The following is a 25483-nucleotide window of genomic DNA, read 5'->3' on the forward strand; positions in this document are numbered from 1 at the left end:
ATAGTTCGATTTTTGTTTACGGTGATGGGTGTTCCTTCCCATCGAAAAGTATTTGGAAGGTTCCGGGGCCTTTCAAATGGGGTAAACAATACCGCCTACTATAATACCAAATTTCACCCCTAAAAGTCAATAGATATGAAAAATATTTTTCTAAATGTAACTTCTCAAAGTAACTTCCACTTGCCTGACCAAAGTGGAAATTAGTCTAAAACGGATTTTTATGGTGGAATTAAGTGTGAGACGTTTGAGTTAGAAACGAGGTCTACTATGACAAAACATAAACACCTTACCCTTTCAGACCGTAATGATATCCAATTAGGTTTAGAGCGCAGTGAAACCTTCAAAGCTATTGGACAATCCATTCTAAAAGACCCGACTACTGTTTCTAAAGAAGTCAAACGAAACAGACAAGTCCGAGAGTCTACATGCCATAACCTTCCTTGCCCTCTACTCGACAAAGCTCCCTTTGTCTGTAACGGCTGCCCTAAAAGAAGACAGAATTGTGGCTATAAGAAGATCTTCTACCTCGCTAAGCAAGCTCAAAAACAATACGAACAAACTCTTGGCGAAGCTCGTGAAGGAACTCCCCTCAATTCCAAGACCTTCTGGGACATGGACAAAGTCATTTCTGATGGGGTTAAAAAAGGACAACACATCTATCATATTCTCAAAACTCATAACCTTGATGTCAGCTCCTCAACTGTCTATCGACACATCCGAAAAGGGTACCTATCTATCGCTCCGATTGATCTTGCCAGAGCCGTTAAATTCAAAGAAAGACGAAAAAGTAAGCTACCTTCCATCCCTAAAGAAGCTAAAAAAGGCCGTTCCTATGAGGATTTCCAAAACTATTTAGCACTGAATCAACTAGACTCTTGGCTGGAAATGGACACAGTTATGGGGAGAATGGGAGGTAAAGTCCTACTCACCTTCAATCTATCTTTCTGTAACTTTATCTTCGCTAGACTTCTGGATAATAAAACTGCCCTTGAGGTTACCAAACATCTCTATGACATCAAGAACACTCTTCACCAAGCGGACAAAGATTTCTTCCAACTCTTCCCTGTCATTCTTACCGATAATGGTGGAGAGTTTGCCAGGGTTGATGACATCGAAATGGATGTGCGAGGAGAGAGTAAACTCTTCTTTTGTGACCCTAATCGCTCTGACCAGAAAGGGAGAATTGAGAAAAATCACACGCTGATTCGCGACATTCTACCTAAAGGAACTTCTTTTGACAATTTAACTCAAGAGGACATCAATCTCGTCTGCTCTCATGTCAACAGCGTCAAACGTGCTGCTTTGAATGGAAAGTCAGCTTATGAACTCTTTGCCTTTACTTATGGAGAAGAAATTCCTAAGCTTCTCGGCATTTCTAAAATACCTGCAGAAGACGTCTGTCAGTCTTCTAAATTACTCCAACATAAGTTCTAAAAACTAACCTAAAACCCTATTCAAACGTCTCACACTAACTTCCACCATAGCGGAACTTAATCTGAAACGCTTTCAGATAAGAGGATTTTGTGCGCTCTTTTTTTCGATTCATTTTGGCTACAAAAGCAATAAAATCAAGCATTAGTAAAACCAGTGGAACTTACCCTGACATGGATTTCCACTGGTTTTTACAATTTTTATCAGATTAACTTCCACTTCTACTAGCGGTGGAACTTAGTTTGGGAATTTACCCTCAAAGTAACTGAAAGTTATATAAGCAAGTTAATTTGGGAATTTACCTATTAACTTCGGGAGATTTTTGGGATTTTTTCCTTATTTCTCCCTGTAGCTAAAATCCTTTTCAAAAAATCACCTTTTCTTGATTTTTAATCCTATTTGCTGTATGATAAGGGAAAAGAAAGGGGGCAGAAATATGGCTTTTACCAATACCCAGATGCGGTCGGCTAGTTTTGGCATTGTTACCAGCTTGCCTGATGATGTCATTGACTCTTTTTGGTATATTATTGACCACTTCTTAAAAAATGTCTTTGAATTGGAAGAAGAACTTGAGTTTCAATTGCTCAATAACCAAGGAAAAATTACCTTCCACTTCTCAAGTCAACACCTCCCTACAGCCATTGATTTTGATTTTAACCACCCTTTCGACCCTCTTTATCCCCCGGAGAGTTCTGGTTTTAGATATGGATGGTAGAGAGACTATCCTCCTCCCAGAAGAAAATGACCTATTTTAAAAACTCTAGCCTTCAGTTGTAAGTGACTGAAAACTAGAGTTTTTTCTATTGTTTCAAAGCATTATACAAGTTGCGAATAGGTTGCTTTAATATCGGATGGATAAAATGAGGCGCAATTTCTTGTAGAGACTCAAGAACAAAAAAGCGTTCCGCTATGTAAGGATGAGGCAAGATGAGGTCGTCTGTATAAAGAATCTGGTCCTCCACAAAGAGCAAGTCCAAATCAATCAAACGAGGTCCCCAATGCACTTCTCTCACCCGTCCCATCTCTGCTTCAATGGTTAACAAGGTTTCTAATAGCACTAGGGCAGGCAACCAGGTTTCTACTTCAACCACTTGATTAGCAAAGATATCCTGCTCAACACCACCCCAAGGCTCCGTCGTCAATACACTGGACTCTTTGAGAATATGGATACCTCGATTTCGCATGTTCTCAATGGCTTGCTCCAAATTCGCTTGTTTGTCTCCCATATTGCTTCCTAGGGCGATAAAGGCCCGTTGCTTGCGGCGATGAATAGTCACTGAGCAAGTGTCTAATGGCAAATGAACCGGTGCCCAAGGTTTTTTGAGTTCTAGCTTTATTTCTTGGACAAGAGGATAGACCTCAAAAGTACGTTCTACCAGTTTGTAGGCTACCGTTTCAATCAAGTCCTCAGTTGTTTCCTGAAACCAAGCCGTCCACTGCTGACACAGTTCTCCATAATGGACAGAGGCTGTCAAATCCAAGTCTGTAGCCGCCTTGGTCATATCATAGGATAGGATGGCTGAAACGACAAACTTCTGCCCCAATTCCTTCTCACTAGGAAAAAGACCATGATAGGCAAAAATTTCCAAATCCTTAATCTGCAGTTGATCCATAATGATTCCTTTCTAGAAAAATCCGCCCAAAGCGGATTCTTTTTATACTCAATGAAAATCAAAGTGCAAACTAAGAAGCTAGCCGCAGGCTGCTCAAAACACTGTTTTGAGGTTGCAGATAGAAGCTGACGTGGTTTGAATTTGATTTTCGAAGAGTATTATAGTCCCATTAAACGATAAGCCTGATCTCTAAGGTCCTTATCTGTTTCAAATAGACCACGAGCTACTGTCGTCAAGGTTGCAGTGCCTGGTTTTCTGACACCACGCATGCTCATACACATATGTTCCGCCTCAATGACAACAAAGGCTCCTTTAGCACCTAGATAGTCCATCAAGGCATCGGCTACTTCGATATTCAATCGTTCTTGGATTTGTGGCTTTTTCGAATAAACTTCAACCGTACGGGCTAGCTTAGACAAACCTGCCACACGACCATCTGGAATGTAGGCAATATGTGCTCTCCCATAAAATGGTAGAAAGTGGTGTTCACACATAGTATGGAAAAAGATATCCTTTTCTACCACCATATTATCATCAATAATCTCAAAGGATTTTGACAAATGTTCCTCCGCTGTTTGACCAAGACCTGAAAAAATCTCTTGGTACATACGAGCCACACGAGCAGGTGTTTCCTGCAAGCCCTCGCGGTTAGCGTCCTCTCCGACAGCCTCGATAATCATTTTTACAGCTGCTTCAATCTTTTGTGTATCCATTCTCGTTTTTCCTCTCCATCAGATAGGCTCTCACTTGGCTCAAGAAATATAAGGAACCTGTGACAATCCTAACTGTTTTTTTCTCTTCTTTTTTATCTGTCAATTTCTGCTCTAGAAAATCCTGCCAACCTTGGTAGCTGAGATTTCTAGACTTAGCTGCCTCTTCCAGCACGCTTTCATCAGTCGCCCGACTATCGTCAAAATGTGTCAGAGTAAGCTCGGTATCTGGCATGGTCCCCAGCAAGTCCAACATATCCTCCAAGGCCTTGGTTTTGATACAGGTAAAGAGGATTTCCTTACGATAATCCGCAAAGCGTTCTTGCAAGGTTGCTAATAAAGCCTTGATAGCATGGGGATTGTGGGCCCCATCCAAAATCAGCAAGGGGTCTCTAGACACAACTTCCAAGCGCCCCGGCCAACTTGTTTCTTCCAAGGCCTGAGCAAGCAAGTCATTACTTGCTAGTTCTCGACCATCCTCTTGACAAAATGTATCAAGTAAAGCTATAGTCATCCCAGCATTCTCTATCTGGTGCAAGCCAAGCAGGCCAGTCTGGAAGCGACCTTGTCTGAGAGAACTAGTATAATTAAAGACTTCCCCTGTCACCACACTTTCTTGATGACGAACCTGATAATCTACCCCGTAGGCAAGTCTCGGCGCATCTTTCCCTTCCGCAATGCGGTCAATCACAGCCAAAGCTTCTGGAGAAATGCGACCTGTCACCAAGGGAACTCCTTGTTTGATAATACCAGCTTTCTGCTCTGCTATGGCCTCCAAGGTGTCACCAAGTAGGGCTACATGGTCCAGTCCAATAGTCGTGATGCCTGTTAGAATAGGCTGGCAGACATTGGTACTATCCAAAAGTCCACCCATGCCCACTTCCATGATAGCCACATCTACTTGCTCTGAGGCAAAGTAGTCATAGGCTATGGCTGTGATAATCTCAAACTCGGTTGTGCCCTGTAAATTAGCGGCCGCTTCTCCCTCCAGCAAAGACTGATAGTCTGCCATGAGGTCTTCTAGCCTAGCCTTGGGAATGGATTCCCCATTGATGCTAATCTGGTCTGTATAATGAATGAGATAGGGCGAGCTGAAAACACCAACTCTCAGGCCTAGCTTTTCTAGCATATTTTTCAAAAAAGCAATGGTCGAACCCTTGCCATTGGTCCCTCCGATATGGATGACCTTGAGTTTGAGATGGGGATTACCACGCAACGCTAACAGTTCCACCATTCGTTCCAAGCCAAAATGCGGTTGATCCGTCCGATAATTAGCAATCCACTGATTGTTTTGAATTTCTTTCATCTTATTTATATTGTTTTAAATCTAAATCTTCCGCTTCATCAGCCAGACGAATGGCGGAGGCAATTTCAACTGCCATCCTGTGACTAACTACATCATGCACGCGCACCACTTCCACACCCTGTCTCGCAGCGATACTGGTTACATGAGCCGAAGCCGTATCTCGATTGCGGAAACCAAGTTCTGTCTCAGGATTGACTTCAAAACCATTTTCTTCAAGAATATTGATGACAAACCGCTTGCGCGACACTCCGAGAAAGATTGGATAGCCTTTCTGATGTAGTTTATCCAGATCCCGTAAAAGAAGCAGATTTTCTTTCTTGGTCAGACCAAAGCCAATTCCTGAATCCAGCAGGATGTTTTCTTGAGCAATCCCAGCTTCCTCTGCTCTCGCTAGTGCTCGTTCAAAAAAAGTCTCCATCAACTCTTCGATTGGCAATTTTTCAAAGTCAGCTAACTCTTTTTCTGTAAAAGCTTGACCAAAGCCAAAATGAGGGAAGATGAGCGAGCTAGGGTGCTGAGGTCGTGCCATGACTGGATTAAACATAATGACTACTTTCGCACCAGCCTTAGCAACCTCATGGGCCATTTTCTCATCACCCATAAGACCAGTGATATCATTGACTAGATTGGCACCAGCAGCCAAAGCAGCTTCTGCTACTTGACTCTTCCAAGTATCAATAGAGATGAGGACATCACTTTCCTTGCGAATAGCTTTGATCACTGGAACAACACGCTGGATTTCCTCTTCTATCTCAACATAACTACTTCCCGGCCGCGGCCGAGTCGATTCTCCGCCGATATCTAGCATACTAGCCCCTTCTGCTATCAATTTACGAGCCTGCTGGAGTGCCTGCTCAAGAGCAAAAAATTGACCACCGTCCGAAAAGGAGTCTGGGGTTACATTGATAATTCCGCAAATAGCTGTCTTTGCATGATTGGCTTTACTTGACATATCGGTCACTCCCTCAAGGCTTTTCATCATATTATTTCTCTATTTTACCATAAAAAGAAAAAAATGGACACGATTGCATTCATCTTTTTCCCAGTAGAAACAAGTAAGCAATTGTCAAAAATCTTAAACAGAAATCCCTAATGTCCGACTCAAAATCACCACGAGAGCCAACAAACAGAAAGCAACCCCATTCACAATCATATGAAGTAAGATCGACATTTCCAAACGTTGGGTTTTATAAACTGTCCAAGACAGAACGATCGACATACCTCCATAAATCAATAAAGAAGGTAAATTACTTGGTTGATGCAATAAAGCAAACACAATCGTACCGACTACAAATCCCAAGTTCTCCTTGCCTCGGAAAATCTTTTTAGGAACAATTCCCCGACACAAGATTTCCTCACAAATCGGAGCAAGCAAGGCCAATAAGAAGAAACTGGAAATCAGAGAACTATTCTGAACCATATCGTTAATCTGAGACTGGTTACTTGTTGTCGTCTCATTTGACAGTTGTAACAAGATAGAACCAAGTATATTTGAACAGATAATGACTAAATAACTCAAGCCCAATCGTGCCAAATCCTTAGCTCTAAAAAATGAAAAATTGAAACTTGCTAATTGCGTTTTACGAGCTCCAATAATAAATAGCACCAGAACCACAATCGAAACACCAGCAACTATCAGTCCTGACTGTAATAGCGGTACTTCTCTTAAGGTTAAAATAGCAGTAACCCCTATAGGAATCTGATATAAAATTGTCGCCAGCAAAAAGATTAACAGCCAGCCTGCACGATTCAATAATTCTTTCCACATATTTTTCTCTTTCATCACCCATCTCCTTTGTATTAAAAAAGGGGGAAAATCCCCCTGGGTTATCCTATTATAAGGCCATACTAATATAGTTAAGGATAAACAAGGCATCCAAAATCCAAATCATGACATGAACATCTTTAGCTTGACCTTTGACAAGCTTAGTCAAGGTGTAAGTCAAGAAACCAACTGCAATCCCTTGAGTGATAGAGTAGCTGAATCCCATAAAGATAGATGTGAAGAAAGCAGGAACCGCTTCAGACATATCGTCCCAATGGATATTTTTCAAGCTAGCCAACATCATAATCCCAACGATAATCAAGATTGGAGCTGTAGCGGCTGTTGGTACAATCGCTAGAAGTGGGCTAAAGAAGCTTGAGATCGCAAAACAGATTGCCACGACCAAGGCTGTCAAACCAGTACGTCCACCTGCACCAATACCAGCAGCAGACTCAACATAAGTCGTTACGTTCGAAGTACCAGCGATGGCACCAATTGAAGTACCAATCAAGTCAGAGTAAAGAGCCTTGTCCAACTTAGCTGATTGGTGATTTTCACCATTTGTCGCTACGATACCAACTTTTTCACCTGTACCAATCAAGGTACCAATCGTGTCAAAAATATCTGTCAACGAAAAGGCAAGAATAGCCATAAGAGTTTCAGGCAAGCGAGCTGTATCTGAAATCAAAGCTCCCAAACCTTCTGAACCAAGAGCCGCACCAAAGACTCTCTTCAAGTCTTCAAAGGCTGCACCAACATGGTTGTTAGCAAAATCGATACTAGACAAATCTACCAAACCAACTGCGATAGCAAGAACAGTTGTTGTCAAGATAGAGAGAATAATTCCCCCTTTAATCCCTTTGATAACAAAGAAGATAGTAATGGCAAGTCCTGCAAGAGCCACCAAAACAGCTGGATTATTAAAGCTGACCAAGCCTGGAACTGCTGAAGAGTTTGCCGCAATCGTTGCTTGAGCCTTGTCAGCCCCTTCTCCTACAACAGTATAGTTGCCTGGATCAATCGTAAATTTCAAAAGTCCAGCATTCTTAATTCCCACGTAGGCAAGGAAGACACCGATACCAGCTGAAATAGCTGAGCGAAGGGCATTTGGAATCGATTCAATGATCATTTTACGAACATTTGTCAAAGTGATAATCAATGAGATAATTCCACAGATGAAGACCATAGCTAGGGCTTCTTGCCAAGAATAACCGAGTCCAAATACAACTGTAAAGGTAAAGAAGGCATTAAGTCCCATACCTGGCGCTTGGGCATAAGGTAAGTTAGCATAGAAGGCCATCATCAAGGTACCCGCTACTGCACCAATGATCGTCGCTAGGAATACACCCTGAGCAGGCATTCCTGTTTGCGAAAGAATTTGTGGGTTTACAAAGAGAATATAACTCATTGCAAAGAAAGTTGTTAAACCAGCGAGAACCTCTGTACGAACGTCTGTACCGTTCTCTTTTAGTTTAAATAATTTGTCCATTATCAATCTCCTTTTAATTTTTACGAACAATAATAGAATTATATCATTTATCATTCACTTTTTCAATATATTTGTTTGATTTATTTAAGAATTTGATGAAATTTCTTTTTTGGTTTCGAATCTGCTTTTCTGCCTGCTTTCTGTTATAATAGTAGACATCTTATCTGAAAAGACACTAGAAAGGTCCCTATGACTAAAAAAATTATTGCAGTTGACCTGGATGGAACCCTGCTCAACTCGGACAGTCAAATTTCTGACTTTACCAAAAAAACCATTAAAAAAGTTGTTGAAAAAGGCCATCAGGTTATTATTACGACAGGTCGCCCTTACCGTATGTCAAAAGATTTTTACCGTGAACTGGGCTTAGACACTCCTATGATTAACTTCAACGGCTCCCTCACTCATTTACCAGACCAAGTTTGGGATTTTGAAAAGTGTTTGACTGTAGACAAAAAATATCTTTTAGATATGGTTCAACGTTCAGAGGACATTCAAGCCGATTTTATCGCTGGAGAATATCGTAAAAAATTCTACATTACAAATCCTAATGAAGAAATTGCCAATCCCAAACTATTTGGTGTAGAAGCTTTCCAGCCTGAAGATCAATTCAAGCCTGAATTGGTGACCAAGGACCCTAACTGTATCCTCTTGCAGACCAGAGCCAGTGACAAATATGCCTTGGCAAAAGAAATGAACGCCTTCTACCAGCATCAACTGTCTATCAATACCTGGGGAGGTCCGCTCAATATCCTTGAGTGTACCCCAAAAGGTGTCAACAAAGCCTTTGCTTTGGACTACTTGCTCAAGGTAATGAACCGTGACAAAAAAGATTTGATTGCTTTTGGAGATGAGCACAATGATACCGAAATGCTTGCTTTTGCCGGGAAAGGTTATGCAATGAAAAATGCCAACTCAGAGCTACTCCCCTATGCAGATGAGCAAATTTCCTTGACCAATGACCAAGACGGAGTTGCCAAAACCCTGCAAGACTTATTCTTATAACCTATACTGATACTCAATGAAAATCAAAGAGCAAACTAGGAAGCTAGCCGTAGGTTGCTCAAAACACTGTTTTGAGGTTGTAGATGAAACTGACGAAGTCAGCTCAAAACACTGTTTTGAGGTTGCAGATAGAACTGACGAAGTCAGTAACATATACCTACGGCAAGGCGAAGCTGACGTGGTTTGAAGAGATTTTCGAAGAGTATGACCAGCTTGCGAGCTGGTCTTTGTGCTCTTTTCACAGTCTCATCAACCAGTTAATCGATTGTTCTATTTTTTACCCCCAAAACCTTGGAAAAGGCTTTCTTTTGTGATATACTTCACATATAAAAACAAGAGAGCTCGTCACACTCGACTCTGTTGACAAAAAATCAATCCAGTCCTGTTTCTCCTGCTCTCAGTTAATATCAAGGAGGATAACTATGAAACCTGTTGTTGTAAATCCAGAAAGCACTGGTGTTGCTGTTGAAGAAAAAGTACTCCGTCCACTTGAAACTGGGGAAGCACTTGTAGAAATTGAATACTGTGGTGTTTGCCACACTGACCTCCACGTTGCCCATGGCGACTTCGGTCAGGTACCAGGACGTGTCCTAGGTCACGAAGGTGTTGGTATCGTTAAAGAAATTGCCCCAGATGTGAAAAGCCTTAAAGTCGGTGACCGCGTCAGCGTTGCTTGGTTCTTTGAAGGATGTGGTACTTGCGAATACTGTACAACTGGCCGTGAAACTCTTTGCCGTACAGTAAAAAATGCTGGCTACTCAGTAGACGGTGGTATGGCTGAACAGTGTATCGTAACTGCTGACTATGCTGTCAAAGTTCCTGACGGACTTGATCCAGCCCAAGCTTCTTCTATCACATGTGCTGGTGTAACAACCTATAAAGCTATTAAAGAGGCCAAAGTTGAACCAGGCCAATGGGTTGTCCTTTACGGTGCTGGTGGCCTTGGTAACCTAGCTGTTCAATACGCTAAAAAAGTATTCAATGCTCATGTTATCGCAGTTGATATCAATAACGACAAACTTGCCCTTGCAAAAGAAGTAGGCGCTGACATTGTTATTAACGGCCTCGAAGTTGAAGATGTACCTGGACTCATCAAGGAAAAAACTGATGGAGGTGCTCACTCAGCTGTCGTAACTGCTGTATCTAAAGTTGCCTTCAACCAGGCTGTTGACTCCGTTCGTGCTGGTGGTCGCGTCGTCGCTGTCGGTCTTCCTTCTGAAATGATGGAACTCAGCATCGTTAAAACAGTCCTCGATGGAATCCAAGTCATCGGTTCTCTTGTAGGAACTCGTAAAGACTTGGAAGAAGCCTTCCAATTCGGTGCAGAAGGTTTAGTAGTTCCAGTTGTTCAAAAACGTCCAATAGAAGATGCCGTAGCCATTTTCGACGAAATGGAAAAAGGTCAAATCCAAGGACGTATGGTACTCGACTTCACCCACTAATCTAATAGAAACCTATTTTAAAAGTTGGAATGCGCTTCCAACTTTTTTATATTAAATTTTTAAATAAGAATTCAAGATTACTCCTCAAAAACTCAATATATCAACATCTGCAAAAAAAGCTTTTTAATTTTTTATTATAAATAGTTGATTTTTAGATGAAAACGGTTTATACTTAAAAAGTCTTAATGTTTTCTTAAACGAAAACTAAAACAAAAAAGGAGGAATGACAATAATGAGTATCGGAATCATTATTGCGAGCCACGGCGAATTTGCTGCGGGTATTCATCAGTCAGGATCTATGATCTTTGGTGAACAAGAAAAGGTTCAAGTTGTGACCTTTATGCCAAATGAAGGTCCTGATGATCTATACGCTAAGTTTAATAACGCTGTTGCTGCATTTGACGCAGAAGATGAGGTTCTAGTTTTGGCTGACCTTTGGAGTGGTTCTCCATTTAACCAAGCTAGTCGCGTGATGGGAGAAAATCCTGAGCGTAAGTTTGCCATCATCACAGGACTTAACTTACCGATGTTGATTCAAGCCTACACAGAGCGCCTCATGGACGCTGCTGCAGGTGTAGAAAAAGTCGCTGCTAATATCATTAAAGAAGCCAAAGATGGCATCAAAGCTCTTCCAGAAGAGCTAAATCCAGTTGAAGAAGTTGCAAGCGCTGCAGCTGCTCCAGTTGCCCAAACTGCTATCCCAGAAGGAACTGTTATCGGAGACGGTAAATTGAAAATCAATCTTGCCCGTCTTGACACACGTCTACTTCACGGTCAGGTTGCAACTGCTTGGACTCCAGATTCAAAAGCAAATCGTATCATCGTTGCTTCAGATAACGTGGCTAAAGACGACCTTCGTAAAGAATTGATTAAACAAGCAGCTCCAGGTAATGTCAAGGCTAACGTGGTTCCAATTCAAAAACTGATTGAGATTTCAAAAGACCCACGTTTTGGAGAAACACATGCCCTTATCTTGTTTGAAACACCTCAAGATGCCCTTCGTGCCATCGAAGGCGGCGTGCCAATCAAGACTCTTAACGTTGGTTCTATGGCTCACTCAACAGGTAAAACATTGGTCAATACCGTTTTGTCTATGGACAAAGAAGATGTTGCTACATTTGAAAAAATGCGTGACTTGGGTGTTGAATTTGATGTCCGTAAAGTACCAAATGATTCTAAAAAAGATTTGTTTGACTTGATTAACAAAGCCAATGTCAAATAAGCCATTATTTATGAAAGGATTTTAAATATGTCTATTATTTCTATGGTTTTAGTAGTCGGTGTAGCCTTCCTTGCAGGTCTTGAAGGCATCCTCGACCAGTTCCAATTTCACCAACCACTTGTAGCCTGTACCCTTATTGGGCTTGTAACAGGTCACTTGGAAGCAGGGATTATCCTCGGTGGATCGCTTCAAATGATTGCCCTTGGTTGGTCAAATATCGGTGCTGCTATCGCTCCTGATGCTGCACTTGCTTCTGTCGCTGCTGCCATTATCATGGTTCTTGGTGGTGACTTTACCAAGACAGGTATCGGTGTTGCCCAAGCGGTTGCTATCCCTCTTGCCGTTGCTGGTCTATTCTTAACTATGATTGTACGTACAATTTCAGTTGGATTGGTTCACACTGCTGATGCTGCCGCTAAAAAAGGTGACTTCGGCGCTGTGGAGCGTGCGCATTTTATTGCGCTACTTTTCCAAGGACTTCGTATCGCGCTTCCTGCAACTCTTCTCCTTATGGTACCAACTGAAACTGTACAAAGTATCCTTAGTGCCATGCCAGACTGGCTCAAAGATGGTATGGCTATCGGTGGTGGTATGGTCGTTGCCGTTGGTTACGCCATGGTTATCAACATGATGGCAACTCGTGAAGTATGGCCATTCTTCGCTCTTGGTTTCGTTCTCGCTGCTGTGTCAGATATTACTCTAATCGGATTCGGTGCTATCGGTGTTGCTATCGCTCTTATCTACCTTCACCTTTCTAAAACTGGTGGAAATGGTGGCGGAGGAGCCGCAACTTCTAACGACCCAATCGGCGATATCCTAGAAGACTACTAAGATAAGAAAGGACTGAAAACATCATGACTGAAAAACTTCAATTAACTAAATCAGATCGTAAAAAAGTTTGGTGGCGTTCAACCTTCTTACAAGGGTCTTGGAACTTTGAACGGATGCAAAACTTGGGCTGGGCTTATACACTCATTCCAGCTATCAAAAAACTCTATACTAAAAAAGAAGATCAAATCGCTGCTCTTGAGCGTCACCTTGAGTTCTTCAACACTCATCCATACGTAGCTGCTCCAGTCATGGGGGTTACTCTTGCGCTTGAAGAAGAACGTGCTAACGGTGTGGAAATCGATGACGCTGCTATCCAAGGGGTTAAAATCGGTATGATGGGACCTCTTGCTGGTATCGGTGACCCAGTATTCTGGTTTACAGTACGCCCAATCCTTGGATCTCTCGGTGCTTCACTTGCCCTTACTGGCAATATCTTGGGGCCACTCCTCTTCTTTGTTGCATGGAACTTGATTCGTATGTCATTCTTGTGGTATGTTCAAGAGATTGGATACAAGGCTGGATCAGAAATCACTAAAGATATGTCTGGTGGTATCCTTCAAGATATCACTAAAGGAGCTTCTATCCTTGGGATGTTCATTCTTGCTGTCCTTGTTCAACGCTGGGTAAATATTAAATTTGCTTTCGATGTTTCTAAAGTTCAACTAGATGAAAAGGCTTATATCCATTGGGATAAATTGCCAGAAGGGTCTAAAGGTATCCAAGAAGCATTCGCACAAGTAGGACAAGGATTGTCTCAAACTCCTGAAAAAGTTACTACTTTCCAACAAAACTTGGATATGTTGATTCCTGGATTATCAGGACTACTCCTTACTTTACTTTGCATGTACTTACTTAAGAAAAAAGTATCTCCAATCACTATTATCCTTGCCCTCTTCGCAGTGGGTATTGTGGCACATGTTCTTCACATCATGTAATCAAGCAACTAAAAAGGAACCAGGTTCTAAAATCTGATTCCTTTTTTCTATGCTTTTATTCAGCCAAGGCTCCCATTGGATCCCATGGTGCAAGTACGATTAGTTCTGCTCCATAGGCAGCTTGTTCTTCTGCTGTCAGCAATTCCTTACGAACAACGATTTGGTATGTGTATTCGTCCATCCAAGCGTCTGAGGCAACAAAGTAACCATCTGTACCGACCTTGTCTCCCCATGAGTTTTCAACCTTCCACTTGGTTGATTTACCATTTTCGTCCAAGTCAACACCTGTCAAGACCATGGCGTGGGTCATCAAGCTTTCACTATAGTCCAAACGTCCAGCCTTGTCTTGAGTAAGTTTAATGTCCATGCTTGATTCAAAGTCATAAACATCTGTCGCAAGGATGCCAGCCTTACGGTTGCTGAGCTGGCCGACATCAGAACCAAACCAAACAGTCTCACCTGCTTGCATTTGGGCAATCGCCAATTCTTTCAAGCGCTCCATTGGAACGTTGATGTAGCGAACTGCACGGCTACCAACCACATTCCCCAACATCTCAACTGTGTAAGATTTTCCGTAAGGTTTATCAGCAGTTGGAGCATTGATAACAGAAACGTAGTCTTCTAAAGGAAGATTGACATATTTCTTGTAAAACTCTTGTGGTGTGATTCCTTTTTCACTTTTGTAGTTGTTATCTTTATCGCGATAAGCAAAGTCAAACTTGCGTGGTGGAAGTCCTAATGACATAGCAAGAAAGTTAAAGATTTCTTGCAAGAGGTCTTCTTTCTTAGCTTGAACAGTCGCTTGATCTGCACCAGAAACAAGCAAATCACGCAAGATTTGAGCATCTTGACGAAGCAATTTATTAAGGATCGCATTTAGCTCACGACTGCTGCTAGATGAAACAGACTCAGGATAAACTGACTTAGGCACGACACCGTATTTTTCAAAGAGGGAAACGACCATATCCCATTGACCGCCATCTTGTTGAGGTGTTTGGAGTAGGAATTTAACCTTACGGCTCGTCAAGCCTTGGTCTGCAGTCGCAATGACTTGCTCCAAGAACCAGTTTGATTTCTCATACTTATCCCAGAAGAAAGTGTGGGCTTGTGACAACTCAAAGTTCTCCAATTTGTATTGCGAGATGAGTTTGTGGCGGAAGGTGTTGAGAGCCGCAAACATCCAGCAACGACCAGACGCTTTCTGGTTAGTGACCTTGTCCTTGGTTAAATCCAATGAGAAAACAGGTGTGTTGTCTACACGGCTTTGGCGACGTTCCAGAGCTGCAAAAATTCCGTTGTGGCTGGCAGCATTTTCAATCGCTTGGTATTTTACATTTGCTTCATAGTTGGCAAATAGTTTATCAGTAAATGATTCTTGAATCGCGTTCATAGATTCCTCCTTTTATTCTACAGTCTATTATAACTCTTTTCACAAAGGAAGCAACTAAAAAACATAAAAGGCGAGGACATTGTCCCTCACCTTTTTCGAATTTATACTCAATGAAAATCAAATTCAAACCACGTCAACGTCGCCTTGCCGTACTCAAGTACAGCTTGCGGCTAGTTTCCTAGTTTGCTCTTTGATTTTCATTGAGTATTAAACTAAATTAAATAATATTAGCGCGGAGAATTTCTAATTCTTCCTTGGTCAAGCGACGCCATTCCCCTCGTTCTAGGTTCTCATCTAATACTAAAGTTCCCATAGTCAATCGTTGCAAGTCCACCACTTCCTTGCCACAGTAGCCCACCATACGCTTGATCTGATGAAACTTCCCTTCTGCAATGGTCACACGGATTTGGCTTTGATTCTTTTCTGTATCTATGGATACAAGCTCCAGTATAGCGGGTTGACAGGTAAAGTCTTTGAGAGGAATACCCTCAGCAAATGTCTCCATATCTTCTTGGGTCATGATTCCCTTGACTTGTGCCAGATAAGTCTTGTCCACATGACGCTTGGGCGAAAGAAGAACATGAGCCAGCTGACCATCATTGGTCAAGAGCAAAAGACCATGCGTGTCAATATCCAAGCGTCCTACTGGGAAAACTTCCTTACTCCGCGCCAAGTCATCCAACAAGTCCAGAACGGTTCTGTGCTTGGGATCCTCAGTCGCTGAGATAACTCCTTTGGGCTTGTTCATCATGTAGTAGACAAACTCTTCATACTCCAACACTTGCCCATCAAAGCGAATCTCATCTATTTTTTCATCAATCTGCAATTTAGCTGATTTTTCTTTTTTACCATTTACAGTCACGCGCCCAGCCTTGAGCAAGTTTTTGACCTCAGTCCGACTTCCCACAGCGCAGGCAACTAAAAATTTATCTAATCTCATAGAACTATTATATCATATCAAAAGGAGGCTGGTACAATGACCAACCTCCTTTTCGTTTCATACTCTTCAAAAATCTCTTCAAACCGCGTCAACTTCATCTGCAACCTCAAAACAGTGTTTTGAGCTGACTTCGTCAGTTTCATCTACAACCTCAAAGCAGTGCTTTGAGCAGCCTGCGGCTAGTTTCCTAGTTTGCTCTTTGATTTTCATTGAGTATCAGATTTAGGAAATTAACTTCCTCGTCTCCAGAAAATCGCTAAGACAATCATGGAACCTAGTACTGCCGAAATGATGGCAGTTCCTGCTATTATCGGTCCCCAAGTCCCAAAAAGCAAATGCCCTATAAAGGCACCAATCCAACCGAGAAACATTTTCCCAAAGCAACCCATTCGCTCTCCACGATTGGTTAGAGTACCTGCTAAAAATCCCACTAGGAGACCAACGAACATACTTCCTAACATATTATCTCCTTAATTTGCCCAATCTCCGTTACGGAAGAGTGGTACACGTGTCCCGTCCTCACGGATACCATCGATATCCATTTGGTTAGAACCAATCATAAAGTCTACGTGAACATCTGAACGGTTAAGCCCCGCAGCTTCAAGCTCCTCTTCGCTCATCTCCGCTCCACCAACAACGCTAGTTGCATAGGCTGCACCGATAGCCAAGTGGTTTGAAGCATTCTCATCAAAAAGCGTGTTGAAAAAGGTAATGCCTGACTGAGAAATTGGGCTTGGATCTGGTACCAAGGCACACTCACCCAAGGCACGCGCACCCGCATTTTCAAAGACAAGGTCTTTCATGACTTGATCGCCCTTATCAGCAGTGATGTCAACGATTTGTCCATCCTTAAAGGTTACCTTAATACCTTCGATGGTATTTCCGTTATAGCTAAGCGGTTTTGTAGAAGTGACATAACCATCTGCGCGACGGAAGTCAGGCGCTGTGAAGACTTCCTCTGTCGGCATATTTGGCAAGAATCCTTCTCCTTGCGCATTGATAGCACCAGCTGATTCCCAAACATGGTTTTTCGGCAAGCCAAGTGTCAAATCTGTTCCTGGCGCTGTGTAGTGAAGGGATGAAAATTGTTCTTTATTGAGCATATCAGCTTTACTCTTAAGGATAGCTGCATGCTCTTCCCAAGCCTTAACAGGATCTTCTTCGTAAACACGGCAAGTTTTGAAGATTTGGTCCCAAAGGAGATCGACTGCTTCTTCGTCGCTCGCAGCATTTGGAAAGACTTTCTTAGCCCACTCAAGTCCAGCAGCGGCTGCTACAGTCCAGCTAACCTTGTTGGATTGCGTTGCGATGCGCATTGGCTTCATAGCAAATCCCATAGCTTTAGCAGAAGCCGAAAGCTTGTCAGCGTCCACTCCGTTCAAGGCACCTGGGTCAGAAGAACGAACCCCAAGACGGCTAGCCTTATTTTCCAAGAGATAGTTCATCTCAGCAATCTTGTATTCTGGCACATTATCCAGACGCTCCATCGGTGCGTGGAGGAATTTCTCACGGTTGATGACATCATCTATCCACTGAACGATCACCTCATGTGCACCCAAAGCATAAGCTTCTTTGACGATTAAGTGAGCCAACTCGCGTTGCTCCACATCGATAGAGAGAGCCAAAGTGTGACCAGGTTGCACATTGATTCCGTTCGCAACCAATAAGTTCGCATATTTTTCTAGATTTTCTTTAAAATTTGGTAAAACCATGTAATTTTCTCTTTTCTATTTTTATTTTTCTTTCAAAGCAGAGAATAATCCTGCTAAAGCAATAGCACCTGACAAGAGTGCTGTTGATAGGATAATTGTTTCATCTGCAAGTTCTAATTGATATTCAAATACTTTCTCAGCTGGCTTATCTTCCGCGAATATTCTTAGTTTCATGAAATATCCTTTCTTATTCTTCATGCTCTCCTAGGTAGAGGCGTCGTGCCTCTGGACTATTTGTGAGGATATCTATATAGGTTTCATAGTCATCAGGTAGAGGCTTTCCTAAAGAGATATCTTGTTCTGGATTTATATTTTTCCCATAAAGAAAGCAAAGATAGAGACGTTCGTTGAGTGTTGGAAATACTTCAATAGACATATGTTCAGCCTGACCTACCCGATCCCAATCCTGTTCTTTGATATCTGATATGATATAGGATTGGAAGAGTCCCATAAGTGGATTATCTTCTGGTAGTCCACTGTCTTTATCCGCCAGAACCAAAGAACAACGTCTACCAAAACCAGCAAGTTGGCGCTCTCTTCCCTTTACCGAAACAGTAATAGGATGCCCTCCAATATGGCTATAAATCCATTCTTTAGGCAGTTCATAATCTAACAGGGGGGTAACTTCTTTGACAATCGCTACAGGACTATAGCGTAGAAACTGGCGAGTAACAGCCTTACAAAAGAGGATATCTTCCTCTTTCAAGGTCACTCCCTTCCAGTTATTTTCCTCATTAAAATGGTTGAAAAATACCAGATAGGGATCACGCACCATTTGTGCTAAGATATAAACGCCATTTCGTAAACATATAGAAATAACTTTCCCTGATTTCCAGGGTGTTGCTCTTTTTTTCTTTTCCATCATGATACAACCTCAAACCTACACAAGACATTTCAAACTTTTAAAACAACTCATCAAACAAACTCAACTGGTTATCCTCTGGCATATTGCCGAGAATCCCCATCTCATCCATCTTTTCAACCAAGGTTGATGAGAGCCCTCCACGCTTGCGTAGTTCTGTTTTAGAGAGGAATTCTCCCTCTTCACGCGCTCGCACCAACTGCTTAGCAACGTTATCTCCCAGACCATCCATTGCTACAAAAGGCGGAATGAGGGTATCCCCATCGATAAGGAACTCTGTTGCCTGACTACGATAGAGATCGAGTTTTCCAAACTTGAAACCACGCTCCCACATCTCATTGACAATCTCAAGAGTTGTATAAAGATCAATTTCTACATTAGAGGCTTCATTGTTCTTCCGTTTTTCAGAGATTTCTTCCATTCTGCGTTTGATGGCATCCAAGCCCGCACCCATGGTCTTGATATCAAAAGCCTTAGCACGGATTGAGAAGTAAGCACAGTAGTAATAAATGGGATGATGAACCTTGAAGTAAGCTACACGCAAGGCCATCATAACGTAGGCTGCCGCATGGGCTTTAGGGAACATGTACTTAATTTTCCCACAGGATTCGATATACCACTCTGGCACCTTATTGGCCTTCATGGCTTCGATATAGTCATTTCTCTCCTCTTCTGAAATCTTTAGCCACAAACCCTTACGTACCCGTTCCATAATGGTAAAGGCCATCTTAGGTTCCAGACCCGCATGCATGAGGTAAACCATGATGTCGTCCCGACAACCGATAACAGTCGATAGGTCCGCTATTCCTTGCTTAATCAGATCCTGAGCATTCCCCAACCAGACATCCGTACCGTGGGACAGACCAGACAGCTGAAGCAACTCCGCAAAAGTCGTCGGATGCGTCTCATCTACCATCCCACGTACAAAGTTGGTTCCAAATTCTGGAATCCCCAGCATACCTGTCGGCGTTCCGATTTGTTCAGGGGTTACCCCTAGCACATCAGTTCCAGAAAAGAGGGCCATCACGCCTTCGTCATCCATAGGAATTTCATTAGGATCAATCCCAGACAAGTCCTGGAGTTTTCGAATCATGGTAGGATCATCATGTCCCAGTACATCAAGTTTAAGGACGTTCTCATCAATATCATGGAAGTTAAAGTGAGTGGTCTGCCATTCAGCCGTCACGTCATCTGCTGGATACTGGACAGGCGTAAAATCATAGACATCCATGTAGTTAGGAATAACAACGATTCCCCCCGGGTGTTGTCCTGTTGTCCGCTTGACACCAGCAGCACCTTGAGCAAGACGTTCCACCTCTGCATCACGATAAAACTTGCCATAATCTCGCTCGTAGCCCTTTACAAATCCATAGGCAGTCTTGGCAGCCACCGTACCAACCGTTCCTGCACGGAAGGCATATTCCTCACCAAAAATATCGCGTACATCCAAGTGGGCGCTAGGTTGATCTTCTCCCGAGAAGTTCAAGTCAATATCAGGAACCTTGTCTCCATCAAAACCAAGGAAGGTCTCAAATGGAATATCCTGCCCATTTTTACTGAGTTTGTGACCACAGTTTGGACAGTCCTTATTGGGCATATCAAAACCTGAACCGTAAGATCCATCGGTGATAAACTCACTGTACTGACACTGACCACAGACATAGTGAGGAGAGAGAGGATTGACCTCTGTAATCCCAATCATAGTCGCAACGAAACTAGATCCGACAGACCCACGAGAACCAACCAAGTAACCCCGTTCATTGGAGCGTTGCACCAACATCTGGGAAGCTAGATAGATTACAGCAAATCCATTCCCCAGTATGGATGTTAATTCTTTTTCAATCCGCAAATCGACAATATCTGGCAGTGGATTTCCATAAATCTCGAAAGCTTTCTTATAGGTCAACTCAGCAACCGTTTCTTCCGCCTTGTCGATGAAAGGCGTATACAAGTCCCCCTTAACAACCTCAACAGGTTCAAAGATATCTGCCAAGGCATTGGTGTTTTCAATAACCAGTTTACGAGCTAGTTCTTCTCCCAAAAAGGCAAATTCATCTAACATTTCATTGGTCGTTCTAAAATGAGCCTTGGGAAGAGGTGCTGGTTGAGCATGTTCCCCATGACCGATAGTTCGGTTAATCATCGCACCCTGTCCCAAACTACGGACGATAATTTCACGGTAAATCTCTTCTTCTGGTTCGATATAGTGGACATTCCCCGTAGCCAGAACGGGCTTGCCAAGGCGGTCTCCCACCTCTATTAAACTTTTGATAATGGTCTGGAGTTCTTCCATATCCTTGACCTGCTCCTTGGCAATCAAGGGAGCATAGATAGCTGGTGGCATGACCTCGATAAAGTCATAATACTTGGCCACCTCAATCGCCGCATCCACACCCTGGGAAACGACTGCATCAAAAACTTCACCTTCAGAGCAAGCTGAACCTAAAATCAAACCTTCCCGATGGGCATCTAGAACCGTTCTTGGAATCCGTGGTACCCCTTCAAAGTACTTGGTATTGGATAAAGAAACCAGCTTAAAGATATTTTTTAGACCTATCTGATTCTTGACATAAATGGTCGCATGCTTGATCCGAGCTTTTTTATAAGAGTCTGGACTAATCAAATCAATGTTTAGTCTATCCAAGTCGGACACACCATGTTTTTCTGCCACCTCTTTGATAAAGATGAAAAGCAGACGACCAGTAGCTTCCGCATCGTAGTTGGCCATGTGGTGGTGTTCAAGTGCTACACCAAAACGCTTAGTCAAAGGTCCCAAACCATGACGTTTGTACTCAGGATAGAGGTTTCGAGCAAACTCAAGCGTATCAATCACTGGCTGACTAATCTTTGGCAGACCATGACGCTCATAATTGGCATTCATAAAGCCAACGTCAAAGGTCGCATTGTGGGCAACTAGGACCGTATCCTTGCAAAATTCTTGGAATTCTTGCAAAACTTGTTCTAGTGGTTTGGCATTTTTGACATGGTCATCTGTAATTCCAGTCAACTCAGTAGTAAAAGCTGACAAGGGATGACCAGGATTGATAAATTCATCAAATTCAGCAATGACATTCCCCTTGTACATCTTAGAAGCCGCAACCTGAATCAAATCATTATAGATAGCTGAAAGTCCTGTCGTTTCCACGTCAAAGACCACATAGGTTGCTTCCGACAAGTCCATCTCCACTTCGTTGTAGACGATAGGGACACGGTCCTCCACGATATTGGCTTCCATACCATAGATCAGCTGGATTCCCGCTTTCTTAGCCGCCTTATAGCCATGTGGGAAGGACTGGACATTCCCGTGGTCCGTGATGGCAACCGCCTTATGTCCCCACTTAGCAGCTGTCGCAACGATTTCTTCAACCTCTGGTAGAGCATCCATGGTCGACATGTTAGTATGGGCATGAAACTCAACCCGGCGCTCACCTTCTGGCATCAAATCCTTCCGCTCATAGTGAACAACTTCCTGCACATCCTGCACATTCATAGTCAAATCGCGTGTGAAGTTATTCATCTCCACATTCCCACGAACTCGGAGCCAAGAATTTTTCTTGATGAGATCAAATTTCTGAGCCTCTTCCTCATTTTTAACCCACTTTTGCATAGAAAAACTTGAAGTGTAGTCCGTCATTTTAAAGTTGATCAAAACACGCCCTGTTCTGGTCACTTTTTGCTCCACATCAAAAACAACCCCTTCAAAGACCAGACGATTTTCCTCCGTCGTCACTTCTATCATAGGAGTAATCTCTGCCTTATCTAGCTTGGGTTTAGCTGCAGCTTTTTTCGCTTGAAAATCAAAGGCTGGTTTCTCTTCCGCTGGAGGAGGTGCCATCTGTTCTAGTTGTTCCATAGCACGGAGCGCTTCCTCATTGGCCACTTGAACAATCTGCTCATTTTTAGCATGAAAGGCCTCTTCCTGCTCTTGGGTCAGCACATCATTCTTCTCGACTTGACAATTAAAAGTTGGAAAACCAAACTTTTCAAGTTGTTTAGCTAAATTAGGAAGATGATTCTTCTTAAAATATTCCTTATCAATAGCCTCAGAGCCCTCAATAAATAGTTGATTGCCTTCAGCACGAACTTGCAGATTTTGATAAAGAGATTTAAATCCTTGACTAGCACATGGCTCCTCAGAAAAAGCCTCTCTATAGTAGGACTGCAAGAGCTGATTTGAAAATTCTTGAGACCGAGCCTTGATTTCGAAAACAGCTTTATTGCCTGTCTTAGAAAATTCTTCCCTCAAGCCTTTCTTTAATTCTAAAAAGATTTCAATCGGTAAAATATTAGAAAATACGAAATGAAACTCCCATACCTTACTAATTTTATGAACCACAACTCGCTCAATATCAGCCTGTGATAAAACAGGAGCCTGTCTCATTTCAGCAGGCATCCCCAGTTGATTCATCAAAATTTCAAAACTATTTGACATTCATTTTCCTCACATTATTCTCCTACTATTTTACCATATTTAGAGGTATTTTCTAAAGACAAAAGGAAGCCACTAAGTGACTTCCTTCTAAAGTGAGGACAGATTAGTCTTCACCTTTGTTTTTCTTAATGATTTCTTCTTGTACTGACTTAGGTACATCTTCGTAGTGGTCAAATACCATCATGAATGTACCACGTCCTTGAGATGCAGAACGAAGAACTGTTGCGTAACCGAACATTTCAGCAAGTGGAACGTAAGCACGAACGATTTGGCTGTTACCATGTGCTTCCATACCATCTACACGTCCACGACGAGCAGTTACGTGACCCATAACATCACCAAGGTTTTCTTCTGGAACAGTGATAGTTACAAGCATCATTGGTTCAAGGATAGCTGGTTGTGCTGATTTAGCAGCTTCTTTAAGGGCAAGTGAAGCCGCGATCTTGAAGGCAGTTTCAGATGAGTCGACATCGTGGTATGAACCATCGTAAAGCTTAGCTTTAACGTCAACCATTGGGTAACCTGCAAGAACACCGTTAGCCATAGATTCTACCAAACCTTTTTCAACCGCTGGGATAAATTCACGAGGAACCACACCACCGACGATTGCGTTTTCGAATTCGAATCCTTTACCTTCTTCGTTTGGAGTAAATTCAATCCATACATCACCAAATTGACCTTTACCACCAGACTGACGTTTGAAGAATCCACGTGCTTGAGTAGAAGCGCGGAATGTTTCACGGTAAGATACTTGAGGAGCACCTACGTTCGCTTCAACTTTGAACTCACGACGCATACGGTCAACAAGGACGTCAAGGTGAAGCTCACCCATACCAGAGATAACTGTTTCACCAGTTTCAACGTTTGTTTCAACGCGGAATGTTGGATCTTCTTCAGCCAATTTTTGAAGGGCGATACCCATCTTGTCTTGGTCAGCTTTAGATTTTGGCTCAACCATCAATTGGATAACTGGTTCTGGAACGTTGATTGACTCAAGGATGATTTTAGCTTTTTCATCTGTCAATGAGTCACCAGTTGTAGTATCTTTCAAACCAACGGCAGCAGCAATATCACCTGAGTAAACAGTGTCGATTTCTTGACGGCTGTTAGCGTGCATTTGAAGGATACGTCCGATACGTTCACGTTTACCTTTAGAAGTGTTCAATACGTAAGAACCTGATTGAAGCACACCTGAGTAAACACGGAAGAATGTCAAACGACCTACGAATGGGTCAGTCATGATCTTGAAGGCAAGAGCTGCAAATGGCTCTTCGTCAGAGGCTGGACGAGTTTCTTCAGCGTCTGTATCTGGGTTAATACCTTTGATCGCTGGGATGTCAAGTGGGCTTGGAAGGTAGTCAATAACCGCATCAAGCATCAATTGAACACCTTTGTTTTTGAAGGCAGAACCACACAATACTGGGAAGAATTCAACGTTGATAGTTGCTTTACGGATACCAGCTTTCAATTCTTCGTTAGTGATTTCTTCACCTTCGAGGTATTTCATCATCAATTCTTCGTCAGTTTCAGCAACTGCTTCAATCAATTTTTCACGGTATTCTTGAGCTTGGTCAAGGTATTCAGCTGGGATGTCTTCTTCAAGGATATCTGTACCAAGGTCGTTCGTATAGATTTCAGCTTTCATCTTAATCAAGTCGATGATACCACGGAAGTCATCTTCAGAACCGATTGGCAATTGGATTGGGTGTGCATTTGCTTGAAGACGATCGTGAAGTGTGCTTACAGAGTAAAGGAAGTCAGCACCGATTTTGTCCATTTTGTTGGCAAATACGATACGTGGAACTCCATACTCAGTTGCTTGACGCCAAACTGTTTCAGTTTGAGGCTCAACACCTGATTGTGAGTCAAGAACGGTAACCGCACCATCCAATACACGAAGAGAACGTTGTACTTCGATTGTGAAGTCCACGTGTCCTGGTGTGTCGATGATGTTTACGCGGTGGTTGTTCCATTGAGCTGTTGTCGCAGCAGATGTGATAGTGATACCACGCTCTTGCTCTTGCTCCATCCAGTCCATTTGTGACGCACCTTCGTGAGTTTCACCGATTTTGTGGATTTTACCAGTGTAGTAAAGGATACGCTCAGTTGTAGTTGTTTTACCAGCATCGACGTGAGCCATGATACCGATATTACGAGTTTTTTCAAGTGAAAATTCGCGTGCCATGAGGTTTGTTTCTCCTATTTATTTTTGATTTCTATTCTATTATAACACGATTTTAATAAAAACGGATAGGCAGGACCTACCCGTTCTCAATGTTTTCATGCTATTGTTGGTTTCAACTTACGAGCTGGTAAGTTGAGTTATAGCTAATACTAATCGATTTAGCTAATTTGAACCCGGGCTAAAAGCTCGGAAAATAGATAAGCTCTCCTAGAATCT

At 42.5% G+C, this 25483-nt stretch carries 21 protein-coding genes and 1 pseudogene; 7 read left to right on the forward strand and 15 right to left on the reverse strand.

The genetic code is table 11. The features are described from left to right. The first annotated feature begins 267 nt into the window (after positions 1 to 267). Complete coding sequence (locus SP4011_RS09895) at positions 268 to 1434, forward strand: IS30 family transposase (protein WP_000160552.1); 1167 nt, start codon at positions 268 to 270, stop codon at positions 1432 to 1434. A 433-nt stretch (positions 1435 to 1867) separates the two neighbouring features. Continuing rightward, positions 1868 to 2186, forward strand: a pseudogene (locus SP4011_RS09900) (DUF960 domain-containing protein). Positions 2187 to 2231: 45 nt separating this feature from the next. On the opposite strand, the gene folB reads toward SP4011_RS09900, so the two are convergent. The 6 genes from folB to SP4011_RS09930 form a co-directional block, all read right to left on the reverse strand. Continuing rightward, the gene (gene folB, locus SP4011_RS09905) at positions 2232 to 3044 is read right to left on the reverse strand and encodes a dihydroneopterin aldolase (RefSeq protein WP_338619154.1); all 813 of its coding nucleotides are present in this window, start codon (positions 3042 to 3044) and stop codon (positions 2232 to 2234) included. A 158-nt stretch (positions 3045 to 3202) separates the two neighbouring features. After that, the gene (folE, locus tag SP4011_RS09910; protein WP_000380916.1) at positions 3203 to 3757 is read right to left on the reverse strand and encodes a GTP cyclohydrolase I FolE; all 555 of its coding nucleotides are present in this window, start codon (positions 3755 to 3757) and stop codon (positions 3203 to 3205) included. Further along, the gene (locus SP4011_RS09915) at positions 3738 to 5060 is read right to left on the reverse strand and encodes a folylpolyglutamate synthase/dihydrofolate synthase family protein (RefSeq protein ID WP_338619157.1); all 1323 of its coding nucleotides are present in this window, start codon (positions 5058 to 5060) and stop codon (positions 3738 to 3740) included. Before SP4011_RS09915 ends, folE begins: the two co-directional genes overlap by 20 nt. Before the next feature lies 1 nt (position 5061). Continuing rightward, on the reverse strand, positions 5062 to 6042 hold the full coding sequence (gene folP, locus SP4011_RS09920; protein WP_050138370.1) for a dihydropteroate synthase: 981 nt from the start codon (positions 6040 to 6042) through the stop codon (positions 5062 to 5064). Between the two features lie 93 nt (positions 6043 to 6135). Next, positions 6136 to 6843 carry a lysostaphin resistance A-like protein gene (locus tag SP4011_RS09925; RefSeq protein ID WP_338619159.1) on the reverse strand — a complete coding sequence of 236 codons (708 nt, stop codon included), beginning with the start codon at positions 6841 to 6843 and terminating at the stop codon, positions 6136 to 6138. A 52-nt stretch (positions 6844 to 6895) separates the two neighbouring features. Further along, on the reverse strand, positions 6896 to 8314 hold the full coding sequence (locus SP4011_RS09930) for an NCS2 family permease (RefSeq protein WP_000359267.1): 1419 nt from the start codon (positions 8312 to 8314) through the stop codon (positions 6896 to 6898). A gap of 189 nt (positions 8315 to 8503) precedes the next feature. Here SP4011_RS09930 and SP4011_RS09935 point away from each other — a divergent pair, with 189 nt between their 5' ends. The 5 genes from SP4011_RS09935 (at position 8504) to SP4011_RS09955 (ending at position 13746) form a co-directional block, all read left to right on the forward strand. Further along, positions 8504 to 9316, forward strand: coding sequence for a Cof-type HAD-IIB family hydrolase (locus SP4011_RS09935; protein WP_338619162.1), 813 nt, complete (start codon positions 8504 to 8506; stop codon positions 9314 to 9316). Positions 9317 to 9738: 422 nt separating this feature from the next. Next, entirely contained in the window at positions 9739 to 10758 is a 1020-nt protein-coding gene (gene adhP, locus SP4011_RS09940; RefSeq protein ID WP_338619164.1) for an alcohol dehydrogenase AdhP, read from the forward strand. 232 nt (positions 10759 to 10990) lie between these two features. After that, positions 10991 to 11980, forward strand: coding sequence for a PTS sugar transporter subunit IIB (locus tag SP4011_RS09945; protein WP_000021975.1), 990 nt, complete (start codon positions 10991 to 10993; stop codon positions 11978 to 11980). Between the two features lie 27 nt (positions 11981 to 12007). Then, positions 12008 to 12811: a PTS mannose/fructose/sorbose transporter subunit IIC gene (locus tag SP4011_RS09950; protein WP_000022712.1), complete on the forward strand. Its 804-nt coding sequence runs from the start codon at positions 12008 to 12010 to the stop codon at positions 12809 to 12811. Positions 12812 to 12834: 23 nt separating this feature from the next. Further along, on the forward strand, positions 12835 to 13746 hold the full coding sequence (locus tag SP4011_RS09955) for a PTS system mannose/fructose/sorbose family transporter subunit IID (RefSeq protein WP_000136861.1): 912 nt from the start codon (positions 12835 to 12837) through the stop codon (positions 13744 to 13746). A 55-nt stretch (positions 13747 to 13801) separates the two neighbouring features. Here SP4011_RS09955 and pepC read toward each other — a convergent pair whose 3' ends face one another. From pepC to fusA, 9 genes are all read right to left on the reverse strand, one after another. Continuing rightward, positions 13802 to 15136, reverse strand: coding sequence for an aminopeptidase C (pepC, locus tag SP4011_RS09960; RefSeq protein ID WP_338619173.1), 1335 nt, complete (start codon positions 15134 to 15136; stop codon positions 13802 to 13804). A gap of 217 nt (positions 15137 to 15353) precedes the next feature. Then, entirely contained in the window at positions 15354 to 16076 is a 723-nt protein-coding gene (locus SP4011_RS09965; protein WP_338619175.1) for a pseudouridine synthase, read from the reverse strand. A gap of 78 nt (positions 16077 to 16154) precedes the next feature. Then, a complete protein-coding gene (locus SP4011_RS09970) occupies positions 16155 to 16286 on the reverse strand; it encodes a hypothetical protein (RefSeq protein WP_338619177.1) in 132 nt (43 codons plus the stop codon). A gap of 20 nt (positions 16287 to 16306) precedes the next feature. Beyond that, positions 16307 to 16537, reverse strand: a complete 231-nt coding sequence (locus SP4011_RS09975) for a GlsB/YeaQ/YmgE family stress response membrane protein (protein ID WP_338619178.1) — start codon at positions 16535 to 16537, stop codon at positions 16307 to 16309. Positions 16538 to 16546: 9 nt separating this feature from the next. Continuing rightward, a complete protein-coding gene (locus tag SP4011_RS09980) occupies positions 16547 to 17788 on the reverse strand; it encodes an aminopeptidase (RefSeq protein WP_338619180.1) in 1242 nt (413 codons plus the stop codon). Positions 17789 to 17809: 21 nt separating this feature from the next. Continuing rightward, positions 17810 to 17986: a hypothetical protein gene (locus SP4011_RS09985; protein ID WP_338620434.1), complete on the reverse strand. Its 177-nt coding sequence runs from the start codon at positions 17984 to 17986 to the stop codon at positions 17810 to 17812. Continuing rightward, positions 17976 to 18653 carry a hypothetical protein gene (locus SP4011_RS09990; RefSeq protein WP_338619182.1) on the reverse strand — a complete coding sequence of 226 codons (678 nt, stop codon included), beginning with the start codon at positions 18651 to 18653 and terminating at the stop codon, positions 17976 to 17978. The genes SP4011_RS09985 and SP4011_RS09990 overlap by 11 nt, the downstream gene beginning before the upstream one ends. Before the next feature lie 37 nt (positions 18654 to 18690). Continuing rightward, the gene (locus SP4011_RS09995; protein ID WP_338619183.1) at positions 18691 to 23082 is read right to left on the reverse strand and encodes a PolC-type DNA polymerase III; all 4392 of its coding nucleotides are present in this window, start codon (positions 23080 to 23082) and stop codon (positions 18691 to 18693) included. A gap of 103 nt (positions 23083 to 23185) precedes the next feature. Further along, a complete protein-coding gene (fusA, locus tag SP4011_RS10000) occupies positions 23186 to 25267 on the reverse strand; it encodes an elongation factor G (RefSeq protein WP_000090345.1) in 2082 nt (693 codons plus the stop codon). Positions 25268 to 25483 lie beyond the last annotated feature (216 nt).

Origin of the sequence: Streptococcus parapneumoniae (assembly GCF_037076355.1) — a bacterium.
In the GTDB taxonomy this organism is placed as follows: domain Bacteria; phylum Bacillota; class Bacilli; order Lactobacillales; family Streptococcaceae; genus Streptococcus; species Streptococcus parapneumoniae.

Bases quoted from the DNA above. Each gene is read 5' to 3' on its own strand.
- adhP (WP_338619164.1), top strand. From the start codon at position 9,739: ATGAAACCTGTTGTTGTAAATCCAGAAAGCACTGGTGTTGCTGTTGAA.
- SP4011_RS09975 (WP_338619178.1), bottom strand. From the start codon at position 16,537: ATGTTAGGAAGTATGTTCGTTGGTCTCCTAGTGGGATTTTTAGCAGGT.
- SP4011_RS09965 (WP_338619175.1), bottom strand. From the start codon at position 16,076: ATGAGATTAGATAAATTTTTAGTTGCCTGCGCTGTGGGAAGTCGGACT.
- folP (WP_050138370.1), bottom strand. From the start codon at position 6,042: ATGATGAAAAGCCTTGAGGGAGTGACCGATATGTCAAGTAAAGCCAAT.
- folE (WP_000380916.1), bottom strand. From the start codon at position 3,757: ATGGATACACAAAAGATTGAAGCAGCTGTAAAAATGATTATCGAGGCT.
- SP4011_RS09945 (WP_000021975.1), top strand. From the start codon at position 10,991: ATGAGTATCGGAATCATTATTGCGAGCCACGGCGAATTTGCTGCGGGT.
- SP4011_RS09915 (WP_338619157.1), bottom strand. From the start codon at position 5,060: ATGAAAGAAATTCAAAACAATCAGTGGATTGCTAATTATCGGACGGAT.
- SP4011_RS09980 (WP_338619180.1), bottom strand. From the start codon at position 17,788: ATGGTTTTACCAAATTTTAAAGAAAATCTAGAAAAATATGCGAACTTA.
- pepC (WP_338619173.1), bottom strand. From the start codon at position 15,136: ATGAACGCGATTCAAGAATCATTTACTGATAAACTATTTGCCAACTAT.
- SP4011_RS09930 (WP_000359267.1), bottom strand. From the start codon at position 8,314: ATGGACAAATTATTTAAACTAAAAGAGAACGGTACAGACGTTCGTACA.
- fusA (WP_000090345.1), bottom strand. From the start codon at position 25,267: ATGGCACGCGAATTTTCACTTGAAAAAACTCGTAATATCGGTATCATG.
- folB (WP_338619154.1), bottom strand. From the start codon at position 3,044: ATGGATCAACTGCAGATTAAGGATTTGGAAATTTTTGCCTATCATGGT.
- SP4011_RS09990 (WP_338619182.1), bottom strand. From the start codon at position 18,653: ATGATGGAAAAGAAAAAAAGAGCAACACCCTGGAAATCAGGGAAAGTT.
- SP4011_RS09950 (WP_000022712.1), top strand. From the start codon at position 12,008: ATGTCTATTATTTCTATGGTTTTAGTAGTCGGTGTAGCCTTCCTTGCA.
- SP4011_RS09995 (WP_338619183.1), bottom strand. From the start codon at position 23,082: ATGTCAAATAGTTTTGAAATTTTGATGAATCAACTGGGGATGCCTGCT.
- SP4011_RS09895 (WP_000160552.1), top strand. From the start codon at position 268: ATGACAAAACATAAACACCTTACCCTTTCAGACCGTAATGATATCCAA.
- SP4011_RS09935 (WP_338619162.1), top strand. From the start codon at position 8,504: ATGACTAAAAAAATTATTGCAGTTGACCTGGATGGAACCCTGCTCAAC.
- SP4011_RS09925 (WP_338619159.1), bottom strand. From the start codon at position 6,843: ATGAAAGAGAAAAATATGTGGAAAGAATTATTGAATCGTGCAGGCTGG.
- SP4011_RS09970 (WP_338619177.1), bottom strand. From the start codon at position 16,286: ATGAAAATCAAAGAGCAAACTAGGAAACTAGCCGCAGGCTGCTCAAAG.
- SP4011_RS09955 (WP_000136861.1), top strand. From the start codon at position 12,835: ATGACTGAAAAACTTCAATTAACTAAATCAGATCGTAAAAAAGTTTGG.
- SP4011_RS09985 (WP_338620434.1), bottom strand. From the start codon at position 17,986: ATGAAGAATAAGAAAGGATATTTCATGAAACTAAGAATATTCGCGGAA.